Annotated in this window: 6 protein-coding genes; 1 reads left to right on the top strand and 5 read right to left on the bottom strand. The window is 37.0% G+C overall.

Annotated features, from left to right (window positions below):
• Positions 1–2 precede the first annotated feature (2 nt).
• On the bottom strand, positions 3–2,642 hold the full coding sequence (locus tag CLV33_RS08840; protein WP_105473600.1) for a glycoside hydrolase family 31 protein: 2,640 nt from the start codon (positions 2,640–2,642) through the stop codon (positions 3–5).
• 34 nt (positions 2,643–2,676) lie between these two features.
• Positions 2,677–4,314 carry a glycoside hydrolase family 172 protein gene (locus CLV33_RS08835; protein ID WP_105473599.1) on the bottom strand — a complete coding sequence of 546 codons (1,638 nt, stop codon included), beginning with the start codon at positions 4,312–4,314 and terminating at the stop codon, positions 2,677–2,679.
• A gap of 374 nt (positions 4,315–4,688) precedes the next feature.
• On the opposite strand from CLV33_RS08835, the gene CLV33_RS08830 reads away from it, so the two are divergent.
• Positions 4,689–7,616 (top strand): carbohydrate-binding protein, encoded by a 2,928-nt coding sequence (locus CLV33_RS08830; protein WP_105473598.1) that lies wholly within the window; start codon positions 4,689–4,691, stop codon positions 7,614–7,616.
• 264 nt (positions 7,617–7,880) lie between these two features.
• On the opposite strand, the gene CLV33_RS08825 is transcribed toward CLV33_RS08830, so the two are convergent.
• Genes CLV33_RS08825 through CLV33_RS08815 form a run of 3 tightly spaced genes read right to left on the bottom strand, consistent with a single transcriptional unit; the run spans position 7,881 to position 13,851 of the window.
• Positions 7,881–10,406, bottom strand: coding sequence for a glycoside hydrolase family 95 protein (locus tag CLV33_RS08825; protein ID WP_105473661.1), 2,526 nt, complete (start codon positions 10,404–10,406; stop codon positions 7,881–7,883).
• Between the two features lie 23 nt (positions 10,407–10,429).
• Positions 10,430–11,383 carry a family 43 glycosylhydrolase gene (locus CLV33_RS08820; protein ID WP_105473597.1) on the bottom strand — a complete coding sequence of 318 codons (954 nt, stop codon included), beginning with the start codon at positions 11,381–11,383 and terminating at the stop codon, positions 10,430–10,432.
• An 11-nt stretch (positions 11,384–11,394) separates the two neighbouring features.
• A complete protein-coding gene (locus CLV33_RS08815; protein WP_170063999.1) occupies positions 11,395–13,851 on the bottom strand; it encodes a heparinase II/III domain-containing protein in 2,457 nt (818 codons plus the stop codon).
• Between the last annotated feature and the right edge of the window lie 35 nt (positions 13,852–13,886).

Genomic DNA, 13,886 nt, shown 5'->3' with positions numbered 1-13,886 from the left:
CTTTAAAACTGAATGGTTAACTCTTCACCTAAGAAATATGCTTCCTCTTTACTTCTTTTACCAACCATTTGAAAAGCGAATTCTATCGGCGTGGTTTCAAAATCGTAATAAGAACCGTCGCCCTTTTTAACCGTTAGCGTTTTCGTAGCTTCGGAATAAGAAAATTTGATTTCAGAATACGTGCCTTGTTCATAATTATAAGATTCTCCATCATCTAAATACATAGTATATTCAGCATCTTTACCTGGATAAACTACTATAAAAATTGGCTTTTGAGTTCTAACGTTAACGTTCTCAACTTTAGGACCAATAGGCAAAATGCTTCCCGCCTTTACAAAAATGGGGGTTTCATCTAGTGGTGCATCTACCATAATGTTTTGGTTTCCTTCAACTTGTTCATCCGTCCAAAAGTTATACCAAGTCCCTTCTGGAAAATACATATCCATAGTTCGTTTCTTGTATTCGGTAACGATACCCACCATCATAGATTCTCCAAATAAAAATTGGTCTTTTATGCCCCAGGTGTTTTTATCGTTCGGGTATTGATACGTTAATGGCGCCATAATTAATTTACCCTGTGTGGTGACTTTCCAAGCTTCGGAATAAATGTAAGGCATGAGTTGGTAGCGTATATCAATGAACTTTCGAGCAATATCTTCAAACTCTTGGTTGTATCGCCAGATTTCGGTTTCTGATTTATACCCGTGAATTCTAAAAATAGGACTAAAAGCTCCAAACTGAAACCAGCGGGTTAGTAACTCAATAAATTCTGGATTGGTGTACTGGTTGTCGAATCTTGGATTTATCGATTTTGAATCTCTGAAGAAACCACCAATATCATGTGTCCAATACGGAATTCCAGCCATGGTAAAATTAAGACCTGCTGAAATCTGTTCTTCCAACTGCTCCCATGATGCTTCCACATCGCCCGACCAAGAAGTCGCTCCGTAACGTTGCTGTCCAGCATAGGCTGAACGTGTTAAATTAAAAACGCGTTGATTAGGAAACTCAGCTCTTCTGCCTTCGTACATTGCTCTAGTAACTTCCAACGAATATGGGTTTTGAACCTCTTCAAATCGACCAACGGCAGTCATGGCTTTTGCATCTTTTACACCTTCTGGCTCTGTACCATCCAACCAAATGGAACTCACCCCATAATGGAACATCGAGTCGCTCAACATGCGGTAAAAGCGTTCGCTCACGCCTTTATCGTAAATATCAATATAGTTGCTGCTATTTATTTTTTTAAGATTGTATTTTTTCTCTAGCGCTTCATTTTTTACCTCAGGCCAAACCGATACCATTAATTTTAAGTTCAACTTGGTAAGTTCTTCAACCATAGCTTCTGGGTCTGGATATTTCGCTCTATCCCACTCAGGTCCTTTGGTACCTTTGGGCCAGTAAAACCAATCTTGCACAATATTATCAACAGGAATTTCTCGCTCACGCATTTCATGAGCATTTTCTAACAGCTCTTCTTGATTGTGGTAACGCTCTCTACATTGCCAAAATCCGTAAGCCGTTTTGGGGAACAACGGCGCTTTCCCGGTAAGGTTTTGGTACTCTGAAATAACCTCGGCTGGATTTCCTCCTTGAACTAGATAATAATCGATGGCATTACCATGCGTACTACTGAATACCGTTTTGTTAAAATCGGGTTCGTTATAAAATAATCTTCCAGGAATTTTAGCCCCCGTATTTTGAAACACGACCTTATAAGTTTTTCCTGCTTCTAAGCGTTTTTTTCCTGAATAGCGTCGTGGCATCCAAATAGTTTCGTAATTGATGATATCGTCGCCATCGATTGTAACTTTTATTTCACCTCGCATACGTCCGCCATTATCACTCAACGCTAAAAAGGTATATTCACCTGTTTTTGTTGGTGTAAATGTGGTTTCGCGAATATTTTTTCGTTCTGCTTCGGTTTTGGTAATATGCGCCGCTACATCTTCTTTTTCACCTTCAACCGATGCTTCTTTATTATTTTTTTCTGTTGAAACAGTTTCGGCTGAATCAAACTCAATTTCGTTTTTTGGTTTATTGAAATCTGTAAGGCTGTAATTGTGCCAGTAAATACCATAGCCTTTAGTTGACACTAAAAACGGTACAGCAATTTCCTGATTGTATTGTTGCAAACGGATGGGTACATTTTTCCAGTTCATGATGCCACTTTGAAATTGCCCTAAGCCATACAATGCCTCATCGCCTGCCAAAAACGCTTGCGATACTTTATTTTTTTCGGAATTTGGTTTGATGTAAGTGAGCTCGTTAGTTTCAGAGACTAAGTTCAAGCTATCTTTCGTTTGGTATTCAATAACACCATTGGCATTCACCAATACATTTAATGAATCTGTGCTTATGGTCAAAACATCTTCTGCATCAATAACTTCCCAATTTACTTTTTGAGGCTTTAAAACCGTAACATAATCTGGAAGTGTTGATGGCTTATCGCCCAACCTCATTTTATTAATGTGGATAATCGATTCGTTAATTACTTCTATGTTGATAATGGTACTGTCTTGTTGAATAGTAACTCCATTATCACTTTTGTCGAATTCGTGTTTAAATTGAGTCTGACAGCTAACCAATAAAAAGGTTAACGCTACTAGGTGGATAAAAGAGATTTTCTTGATGGTTTGCATTAATTGTTAAGTTTAGTTTTGATTGATTGTTGATTTAGTTTTTAGGAAACCCTTTAGGTAATGGCGGCACATTTAAAACTTCCTTTTCATCTGGAATTCTGTTCGATGTGGTTTGCTTATCACCATACCAATACATGCCTACACCGTAACCCATTTCGCAATCGGTCCAGCTCCAAATTTCCATATCCAACTGCAACGAGCTACTAAACGGCATTATATCAAGTGCTCTACTTCTCGTTTCGGTGCTATAACCTGAAGTATTTCTTTCTTTGGTTGTTTTTCGGTTTAACTTATTATAAACGTAGCATTTTGGTTGCGCGTGGAATGGATGCTCGTAAAAATCGGTGCTTCGTCCTCCCCAAGAATACGCGTAATAATCTTCGGTTCCTGTGCCGAAAATAGATGGAAAATCTTCGCCATCTACCCAGATTTTTTCGTCGCCTTCGCCCCACCATTTTTCAACTGGGTTCATTATAGTTAGAGCATCGCCAACATATACACCACGCCCTTTAAGCGTTACATAATTCCAGTCTGAATACGGACGTGTAGATACTGGATACTGCCCTCTCCAAGCAGCGTTAAAGTACATAGTGTCGTCATCCCATTGCCATGAGCCTACTGTAGCTTTCACATTTACTTTTACGGATTTTTTACCTAAGTTTACAACTGATATTTTTCCTGATTTTTGATACGGCATTACCCATCTGCTGGTCATAGTTCCGTCTTCGTTTACCGTTCTATACCAACCTTGGTATGGGTTTAAACCAATACCACTACCAAAAAAATCTCCTATGGGGCACCAAACCGTTTCTTCTCCATCAAACTCTATTTTTAAAACTACGGTACGGGTTACTTCAGGGTTTTTATAATTGTCCAACGTCACACTTAACTTACGGATGGCACCAGTGCCATTTGGTAATGCTACCGATTTTTCTTTTTTGGAACCTAATCTCGCACTAAACGAAACCTGTTCTCCATTTTCTACCTTTTCAGGATTCAACAATAACTCGCCAACCTTTTTAGTAAGTTGCATAGCGTTTTTGAAATCTTCTTTCGTTAAGGTTTTTATTGGCGTATAATCATCGTATGCTCTATAGGTAAATTGATAAAAGAATGGCATCGCATCGGTTGTTATTTTACAACTTTTAGCATACGGAATAGGGAAAAAAGACACCGCAGAACGTAATGATTGATGCGCCAACGGATAAGGGATGTCACTTGTTCCATCTAACAAGCCCAACATATTGCCTTCAAAAACGGGTTCATCATTACCGTCTAAATATATTTTTATGGTGATATCGGTATCGGGTTTATCGGGTTTTAAAAACGGCATCCAAGTTCGTACAATGGCGCCAGGACCAATATGCTCCATTAATACCCATTCTTTTTTACCATTTTTTTCCTCTGTTCGTATAAAATTGTGGTCGGTTTCTTTACTGTTGAAATCATGATTTATAAACCAGCCATCTGTGTCCTCGGGAGTTTTAGATGCCCTATTGTAACTACTTTCCTGTTTCAACCTAAAGTTGGTTGTTGGAAATCGTGCAATGGCGTCTCTATCAACCATGTCTTTTAGAAGACTTTCTACAGTAATTGATTTAGTGTTTTGAGCGAAACATGACAATGCAAGTGAAAAAAAAACAATACTGTATATAGTTTGATACAACTTCATTTTTATGATTTAATTTGAAAAAACATTAATGTAACAATAATACAAAATTCGTTACTCAGACTATATAAATCATAGGCCATAGACTATAAACTATGTTGATTTTTAGGAATAAGATTTTACAGATATATTATTTCAATAAATTAACAAACGACCTCTACTATTTTTTAAACTGAAAGGGTGATTAATGGTACTAGAATCGAAAAATAAACACATTTGTATTTTTAAAGCTATTTCTTTTTCAGAAAAATAAATTCTTCTTCCATGGCCTACTTATCTCAATAAATGGAAGATAATTTATATCATCCGCACTTAAATTTATAAGTTTCTTGCCTATTATGAATTTATTTTACAAAAACTAAAATAAGAAGATTGGCATGAAAAAAACTACTTTACTTTTATGGCTAATTTGTTTAGTAGCCTTAGGTTTTGCACAGGCACAAACAGCCATAAACTCACTTGCGGAATTAAAAGACCGATTAGATGATAGCAATGGCAACTTTGTAATGACTCCTGGCACCTATTATTTCAACACAGATAATTGTGGCCCAGGAAAACTTTTTGACGACCCTAGGCTCCTATTGTTTACGGGAAACAACAGTACCTTCGATTTTACTGGGGTAAAATTTGAAATAGACACCAAAATTTTCACATTATACGGAGGCGTAGATATTATTGAATTCTGGCCTGTTGGGAGCAACAATACTTATAAAAACCTTACCCTTGAGGATATCGGCATGACCGTACCAACTAAAGGAGCCGGATCAATCCACCTAGACGGTGCCGACAACCTTATTGAAGGCTTTAAAACTACAGTTAGAGGCTCATTCCCTTATGGCTATGGAGACACCTTTGGCAAAGGCGGGGGAAGTGTGATTCGCCACAATAAACACGCAGGTATTTTAGTAAGAGGCGATAGAAATCATTTAAAAAATTGCACGGTTATTATGAGAGCGTATGGACATGGTATTTTTATGCAGGGGTCTCACGATGCTATTGTTGAAGGCTGTTATATTGAAGGCGAATTACGAACTGTTGGCGAAATGCTACAGGAAGCAGGTACAGGGTCTCCTGCTGATAATGTTGATTTTGAAACCGTTTGGGGTTTCAACTTAAAAGACCATACAAGCGATTATACCTTTAGCCTTCAAGAAGCAGGAATTAGAGCATACTCTACAGGAAAAGTATTTGATGCACAAGGCAACAATACAGGGGTAGACAGACAAACATTGAATACAACTGTTATTGATTGTACTATTATAAAAATGCGTGTTGGTGTAAACACTGGTGCAGAGGGCGGTAATAATAAACGTATTGAAAACTGTACAGCGCTAGCCTGCGAAGGTGGTTTTTGGTTAGGCAACAATGGTGATGTCATCAACTGTTTTGCAGATGCATCGGTAGGGCCAATATTATCTGAAGACATCCATCGTTCTAATGCTACTTACGAGGTAACTATTTTAGATAACTATATCCCTAAAATTGGAGACACTCCGTATTTCTTTGCAGGTGGAACCAACCATAATCTTACCATTCACGATGGCACCACTTACTTTAACCTCGATATTAAGATTGTTCTTGGGGGAACACGAAATGCCAATAGGTTTTTAGCAGGTTCAAGCGGAGATACGCCACCATTAAGAAGAGCAGACAACATCACGCTAATTAACAATACAAAATACCCTCTTTATTTAGAAGATGCTACAGGCTGCACTATTTACTCCTGTGGGCCGGTAACCGATAACGGATCAGGAAACACAGTTACAAACCTAAGTAGTTGCAACTACAACAGACCATGCAATAATAGAGCAGACAACCTACAGGCAGAATGCTATGATAATATGACCGGTATTAACGTACAAGCTAAAACTGGTAATAACAACGAAAATGAAGTATTTGATATCAATTCAGGAGACTGGATTAGCTTTAACAACATAGATTTAACAGGAATGACATCTATAAATGTTATTGCTTCTGGAGACAAAAACAATGTTGAATTAGAAGTTAGAACAGGAAGCCACACAGGAACATTAATTGCAACTATTCCTATTACAAGTACTGGTAATTATGCAACCTATCAAGAATTTTCAGCCAACTTAAATCAAATGGTTAACGGTTTAACTGATATCTACTTCGTTGCTAACAGTGATACCGAAGCAGGTTGGCTATTTAACATCGACAAATTAAATTTTATTGCTAATCCTTGTTCAGTTGCTACTTTTAATCCTTTTTTACCAATTAGCGCTGAAGATTTTTGCGATTCGGCTGGTGTTTCTATAGAAAGCCTCTCAATATTTAATGATGTTGTTGGCAATATTGAGAATGATGACTACATTAAATTCTCTAACGTCGATTTTGGTTATAATGAAATTTACAATTCAATCGATATTTTAGCATCTTCTACAACTTCAGGGAGTTTTATTGAGGTAAGAAGCGGTGCAATTGATGGCGCTTTACTAGCAACAGTTAATATTACCAATACTGGAAACTGGGGCAATTACCAAGTATTCTCTAACTACACAACTACCAACATCGAAGGAGTTCACGACCTTTATTTTGTGTTTAAGGGAGGTAGTGGTTCACTTTTAAAAATTGATAACTTCTCTTTTTACTTCAATAGTGCTGCAAACAATCTAGCACTAGCTTCAAACGGCGGGGTTGCATCACAATCATCTACGGGTTACGGTGGTGAAGCTAGTAGAGCAAACGATGGAGATACTAATGGAAACTATGGTGGAAATTCCGTTTCTCATACGGAACATGGTACAGAAGGCTCTCTTAAATGGTGGCAAGTAGATTTAGGTGAAAACAAAATCATCTGGGAAATAAAAATCTACAATAGAACTGGCAGTAATTACAGTGCAGATCTAAACAATTTTACAGTAGAAGTTATTAACGCAAGTGGCGATGTAACCTTCTCTCAATTTTATGAAGACTATCCCAACCCAACTTTAACAATAGACACTGGTGATATTATTGGTAAGGTTGTTAAAATATCAAAAACTTCAGCTCGTGGGATACAACTAGCCGAAGTTGAAGTATATGGCACTAGCACGCTAAGCGCCAACGATTTTTTATTAGAAAAAATAAAACTGTATCCAAACCCCACACAAGAAAACATAACAATAAGTAATGCCATTAATTCGATTGTGGAAATTTATAATGTTAGTGGAATATTAGAATTAAAAATTCCAATATCAGAAAACCAAAAAAATATTAGCCTAAGCAATTTCAAATCCGGTATTTATTTTTTAATTTTTTCAAATTCTCAAGGAACAACTGTAAAAAAACTAATTAAACTTTAAACGGATGCGATTACCTCGACTAGAAAAATTGTTCTTGCCATAACAATTTAGCTCTTTTCGTTAACTGTAGGATGCCAATTAGAAATATATCTAAGTATTCACAAACCTGCTTTATATTGCTTTTGGCATAAGTTAACTATAGAGCTTATTGCTTAAACTCTAATAATAATGTTTGAGTTTACTTCTTATAATTGCTAAATTAGTAACCAACAAACTTATTCACTTAACGTTTTGTTCAATCTAATGTAGTAATTATAACTACTGTTATTTCTGAATTACGATTATCTCATCACCAATTTTCGTTTCCACATCATACAAATACGTTGGCTTTAACGACACCTCTTCAAGATTGGCTGCTTTTGAAATTAGTGGCCGCTTAACTTGAGGAACCTGATAAAACACATTTGGATTTTCTCCAGTTGCTTGTTTTAGTTCTCCTTCATCTTGAAGTTTCAGTTCGTTATAAGAGCGAATTCGAAGATTTCCTCCTAAAGTTGATTTAATGATGGCCTTCGCCACTTTACCATCTCTCCACTCCAATTCTACAATTTCAAAGCCTCCTCGTGCTCTTAATCCAGATACCTTTCCGTCTTTCCAAACATCTGGTAAGGCTGGAATTAAATGTATAGCCCCATCATGACTTTGCACTAACATTTCGGTTAAACCGGAAGTAAAACCAAAGTTTCCATCAATTTGAAATGGTGGATGCGCATCGAGCATATTGGCATAAGTACCACCACCTTTTGAACCTGGTCTTCCTACCAATTTTATTTGATCGCCCATAAGTTTATAAGCATGGTTCCCATCCAACAAACGTGCCCAAAGATTGATTTTCCAGTTCATAGACCAACCCGTTGATGGGTCGCCCCTCTGAATCAACGTATTTTCTGCTCCTTTAAACAATTCTGGGTTTCTGTAAGGTGAAATTTGATTTGATGGGTATAACCCGTACAAATGCGATACGTGACGGTGGTCGTCTTCAGGATCATCTAAATCTTCCAACCATTCTTGTAATTGGTTGTGTTTCCCAATTTGCATTGGTGGTAATTTAGCTAGTGTGGCTTCCATTTCCATAACCAAATCGGCATCTTTATTCAATAGTTTAGCTGCTTTAATGGTTTTTGTTAGCATATCAAACACCAACTGATTATCCATAGTTGTAGCATCAGCAATATTGACACTTTTCGCACGACCTTTTGGACCATGTTCTGGAGAAATTGAAGGCGAAATAATCAACCATCCATTTGTAGGCTCTGGCGTTAATACACTTAAACAGAATTGAGCAGCACCCTTCATAGCTGGATATACGGTTTCTAAATATTCTAAGTCACCATTAAACATATATTTATCCCACACATGTTGCGCTAACCAAGTGCCACCTGTTGGCCACATACCCCAAGTAGCACCGTCTACCGGCCCACAAATGCGCCACAAATCGGTGTTATGATGTGTTACCCAACCATCGGCACCGTACATCACTTCTGCGGTTTCCTGACCAGTAACAGAAAGCTCCTTTACCATTTCTATAAGCGGTTCGAGCATTTCGGTTAAATTGGTTACCTCTGCAGGCCAATAATTCATTTCTGTATTGATATTGATGGTGTACGCACTTTTCCAAGGCGGTGTTAAGTCTTTACACCACAGGCCTTGTAAATTAGCTGGTTGCCCTCCTGGTTGCGAAGAGGAAATCAACAAATATCTTCCATATTGAAAATACAAAGCTGCCAATGCTGGGTCGAAACCATCTCTAAATTCATCAATTCTAACATCGGTTGGCTTTTTAGCAGCTTCTGAAGTCCCCAAATCTAACGATACTCTATTGAAATATTTTTTATAAAAATCAGTATGGTCTTTTACCAAATTCTGGTAATCTTTCTTTTCTGCTTTTGCTAAATAATTTGCTGCTCGTTGATGCGCATCGGCACTTAAATCTTGGTAGTTTACAAAGTTGGTGGCTATAGAAATATACAAGGTAACACTATCTGCATTTTCAACCTCCAACGCATCTTTTGATGCCGTTAGCTTCCCACCTTCTGGTACAATTTTTACACGAGAATCGAACTCTATTTTACCTTCAATAGCAGGTGCTTCTTTTGGTAAACGTTTGTTTTTGTTATCACTTCCAAAACCAGTCATTACTAACACATTATCATTTTCAGTAAATATTGAAACCTTTGCAGGCTCTGGGCGATCCATTGTTGCATTGAAACTTATTTTTCCCTTTTCATTGGCGGTTAACTTCATAATAATGACTTCATCTGGAAAGGATGTGAAAATTTCACGCTTAAATTCCACACCATCAATGGTATATTTGGTGGTGTTGATAGCATTTTCAATATCTAATTCACGGTAATAGTTAGAAACACTATCTTGATTTTTAAAATTCAACCTTAAATTTCCCACAGTTTCATAAGGCATCCCGTGGGCTACTTTAGAAATAAACTTTTCGTTTGCCAAACGATGTGCATCTTCATATTTTTTATTGAATAATAATTTTCTTATTTCTGAAAGTGCACCTTTAGCTAATGGGTTGTCATTTCTATGAGGTCCGCCTGCCCAAAGTGTTAATTCGTTAAGTTGAATATTTTCATTTGTAGGATTACCAAATACCATGGCTCCTAAACGACCATTTCCTAATGGTAAAGCTTCATTCCAGTTGGCAGCCGGAGCATCGTACCACAATTTTAAAATAGAATTTTTGCTTTGGGTTTTCTGTTCGTTATTCGCGCAAGAGTTTACAATTAGTATAAGAACTAAAAATGTTGCCGTCCATACGGTTTTAAATGTCATATATGTTGATTTTTGAGTCACTATTATTTTATTGGTGTTACGGGTTTATTGGTTTTAACTCCTTTATCTAAGGTATATTCTATCGGAATTATAGTACCATCGTCATTAAACTCCAGCTTTTCAAAACAAGCTGACCGCCTGTGAAATGTTCCATTATTTACATCTCCTCTTTGATAAAAATAGTACCATTGATTTTTAAATTCTATGGCCGACATATGCGTGGGAGCATCTATTTGTCTCTTGGTAATGTAGCCTTTAAACTCTGCATAAGGTGTTGTAGGTAGTGGTGAATCTGCCATCCAATAACCCGTTCTCCAGCCTTTACGTGCCATAAAATAGTATTTACCATTACGCTTAAAGCAATGCACTGCCTCTGCAACGGTTTCTTCACTTAACCGCATCCATGGACCATCAAGCTCTATCATGTTATCTTTTAGTTTTGCTCCCATAACATGTCTGCCTTTGTCTCCTATATCTTCTTTAGAATCACTTCCAAAAATATAGGCTTGTCCATCATCATCAATAAAAACGGTTGGGTCAAAAATGGTTGTTATTTTATCGGTAACTGCTTCTTCCCAAGGACCTACTGGAGTTTTACTTTTAGCTACACCTATATAGGTTTTGTTATATGGAAAATAGAAGTAATACCAACCATTTTTATACGCCACATCTGGAGCATTCATTTGTCCGTGTGCCCAACTGTATTCACGTGGTTTTAAAACTACACCGTGGTTTTTCCAGGTTTTTAAATCATCAGATTCTAGCACGATGTAATCTTGCATAGTACTATAATTCACAGCGGTATCTTGATCGTGAGAACAATACACATAAACTTTATCATTGTAAACTTCAGCAGCAGGATCTGCTGCGTAAACAAAATCTTTATCTCCTAGTCTTAAAATTGGATTTTGACTCCAACTCCATTGTACTAAAAAGGAGAACAGTAATACTCCTATTATTTTTTTATTTTCAAACATTTTTAATGCTATTATTTTATTATCTCTTTTCTTACTATTTTACCATTCAAACTCTCACTAAAAAGCACGGTAACATTGCCTTCTTTTAAATTATTTATAGCGTATTTATGTTGCCTACCATCTTTTAAATACACCACCAAATCGTTTGTGTTTTTAGAGGAGGTCTTAGAAATTACACTAGTACCCTTATAAGGTTCTAAGACATGTAAAAACGCGGTTTCCTTTTCATTTACACGCACTCCATAAGTGCTTCTATCTGGATTATTTCTCATGATTCTACGTTTTCCTCCGTTAGGATAATCAGAAATAAAAGCTTGTGCTTTTTTAGGCCAAAGTGTATATACATCCAATATATGGCCTTCTTCATTAAATTGAGCTACAGCACCTTTGTTAATTCTATACCACTGGGCATCAGCAAAGTACTTATAAGGCGAATCTTTTTTATGGCTCAAAGTATCCAAAACCCTTCCTTTCTTTTTCGCTCCTTCTAATGTTTGAAAACCAACAGGGTGAATTAACCAATCGTAATTATGTTTTTTGTTTGATGAAATGTAATCTGAAATAACTACATAATCGTCCGTAACAATAGATAACCGTCTTTGTAGAATGGGTTCGAAATTCTCGTCGTAATCGGTATCCTCCCAAGGTGGAAATTTTTCAGCATTCCATATTGGTATTTTTCGCCATCTAGCCTTTGTTTCCACTACGGTAGCCTGCATATTTTCGCCATTGTAAAATAATGTTTGCTTTGAAGGTACCGCTTCTTGTTGCAACTCATCTACTATAACCATATTATGGGTGGCTGATGTTTGCACACATTCTTTATACCCTGGTTTACCGTACCCAAACCATACCATTTCTGCTCCAAAATATTTATGCCCATTACGGTCCAATCCAATCATATTAGTTCTATCGAAATGCCCATGCCAACCGCCGTGGGTTCCGTATTTAAAATAGGCCTGTATTTGTTGTTCTGGGCTAGTCGCCTTTCCTTGCGATCTTAGAGCAACCAACCCTACATTAGGGGCAAATGCCGAAGTTGTTCTAGGGTCTTCAACTTCTGGTATCTCAGGAACACCGTACATTAACGACAACCAAGAATCTCTTTTGGTTTTACTTATCACCCAAGCTAAATCGTTTAATTTGTAGGCTCTATACGCCAATTCGTAAAACGAATCTGGAGTTTTTAAATTAGAATCGTTAGTAGCAACCACATTAGCGTTTTCATCCATAAACGGAATGTATGGTGTAACCATATCTTTCAATCCAATGGTATTCTGTGTTACGGGTCCCCAATTATCAAATTTCATACCTGTAAACCCTTCTTTAACGTTTTCAAAGTCTTTACTTTTAAATTTTACAGGAAAACGCCTGTGGTATAAATCCCATCCGTAATTTTGAAATGCCTGTGCCACCAAACTATACCGTTGCACTACTAAATAGCAATAATTGGCAGTGCCTTCAAACCACCAACCATCGTCCATAACACCTTTTCCTATTTGGTCTGCCATTCCTCCGTCGGCCTTAGTTAAATATTCCACTTCGGCTACATCTTGCAAAAATAATGCCGACAGAATTGCTCCCGCATTGGCACTTGCCTGATGATTCATAATACCCAAAGGGTCCATATGCTTTCGGTTTAACTCCAAATAATACCGAAAAGTTGCTTTTATATGCTTTCTATCTTCAGCTGAAAACTCTGGCTCATTAAAAAGGATATCACAGGCTGCGGCTAAATGCAAAAAGAAATTACCTTCATGAACTTGAACGCCATAAGTAGCTGCTCCTATTGAAAGGTAGCCTTCTTCCTTATCGCAAACCTCCTTTATAAATTGAATGGCTTTTGCTTTGTAGCTTTCCTTACCTGTTAATTTCCACGCTAAACACAAACGAAATACATCTTCACTATCGTTAGGTCTGTAATTAAAACTAGACCAAACTTTTACAGGTCTAGGCTTAGTCACAATCTTTCTTTCAGGAACCTTGTAAGCATCTAGTTCCTTTAGCATAGCCTCTAAATTTGCTTTTGCCCACGGGTAATTTTTCACTTTGGCTTGGGCTTCTTTAATAATTTCATTTGTTACTAATAAAAAAGGGTGTTCCTTAGCCCTAACCGATATAAACTCTAGCGTTTCATTGCAATTTTCTGATGGATTTTCAAGACTAATAAAACAAGATTCTTTGCCTCCTTTTGGCATTCTATCACTAATGATAACTCTTAATTTCCCAGAATAACTTTCGTGTGGCTGGATAGTAACAATGCTATCTGATACTATATATGCGCACGCTAAAGTTCTAAGATTAGTTATTTTTAAATGAAATGTTTCTGCTTTTGCATTTTCATTTTTAAATTCAAAATTATAATAAATGGTATCGTTAGCTTTTGCCGATTGACATTGTATGCTGCTTTGAGCAAAACCCATAATTGAGGTTAAGCCAACAATCACAATGAGGAAAATACTTTTCAATTTTATTAATTCGAATTTTGAATGAAATAGAGTCA

Source organism: Jejuia pallidilutea, assembly GCF_002973595.1.
GTDB lineage: Bacteria > Bacteroidota > Bacteroidia > Flavobacteriales > Flavobacteriaceae > Jejuia > Jejuia pallidilutea.
Note: the sequence above shows the minus strand (reverse complement) of the source record. Positions and strands in the feature narration are given on the sequence as shown.

What these genes read in the sequence shown, in the direction of transcription:
- CLV33_RS08840 (WP_105473600.1), bottom strand. Translation starts at nt 2,642, where the DNA reads ATGCAAACCATCAAGAAAATCTCTTTTATCCACCTAGTAGCGTTAACC.
- CLV33_RS08835 (WP_105473599.1), bottom strand. Translation starts at nt 4,314, where the DNA reads ATGAAGTTGTATCAAACTATATACAGTATTGTTTTTTTTTCACTTGCA.
- CLV33_RS08830 (WP_105473598.1), top strand. Translation starts at nt 4,689, where the DNA reads ATGAAAAAAACTACTTTACTTTTATGGCTAATTTGTTTAGTAGCCTTA.
- CLV33_RS08825 (WP_105473661.1), bottom strand. Translation starts at nt 10,406, where the DNA reads ATGACATTTAAAACCGTATGGACGGCAACATTTTTAGTTCTTATACTA.
- CLV33_RS08820 (WP_105473597.1), bottom strand. Translation starts at nt 11,383, where the DNA reads ATGTTTGAAAATAAAAAAATAATAGGAGTATTACTGTTCTCCTTTTTA.